Origin of the sequence: Bowmanella yangjiangensis, assembly GCF_017255015.1 — a bacterium.
Taxonomy (GTDB): Bacteria; Pseudomonadota; Gammaproteobacteria; order Enterobacterales; family Alteromonadaceae; genus Bowmanella; species Bowmanella yangjiangensis.
Window position 1 is genome coordinate 1 of record NZ_JAFKCS010000462.1, and the last position, 602, is coordinate 602.

Sequence of the window (602 nt, forward strand, 5' to 3'; positions counted from 1 at the left end):
TGCTCTGGCAGGACATGGCCCAGCTGCCCAGGCCGCCGATTCCGGCTGAACGCCCGGCGCCCCGGCGGCGCTGGCGTTCGCTGGCGGCAGCTGCCTGCCTGGTGCTGCTGGCGCTACTGCCGGCCTGGCTGGATGTCTCGCCGGATGGGGCGCTTACCCTGGTCAGCGGGCCGCAGACGCCCCGCGAGGTGACCCTGGAGGATGGCAGCCGTATCCATCTCAATTGCAACACGCGCCTGGAGGTGCGCCTGCTGGCGGAGCGGCGCGAGGTCGAACTGGTGCAGGGGCAGGCGTTCTTCGAGGTGGCCAGGGATGTGCAACGGCCGTTCCGGGTGCAGGCCGGGGAGGGGAGCGTGCAGGTGCTCGGTACGCGCTTCGACGTGCGCCGTGGCCGCGAGCTGCTGGCCGTGAGCGTGGAGAGCGGGCGGGTCGCCCTGCAGCCACGCGCGGATGCCCCGCTGGTCGAGCTGCTGGCAGGGGATCGTGCGGTCTACGACGGCAGCCGGGGCACCTTGCTGCGCTCGCGGGTCGCCGACGGTGAAGTGGCCAGCTGGCGCTCCGGGCGGCTGGTCTTCCAGCAGTGGCCACTGGCACAGCTGCTC

Annotated in this window: 1 protein-coding gene; it reads left to right on the top strand. The window is 72.6% G+C overall.

Going from position 1 to position 602, the window contains the following annotated elements; genetic code table 11:
- A partial coding sequence (locus tag J0A65_RS25155; RefSeq protein WP_206596954.1) for a FecR family protein occupies nucleotides 1-602 on the top strand: 602 nt, incomplete at both ends.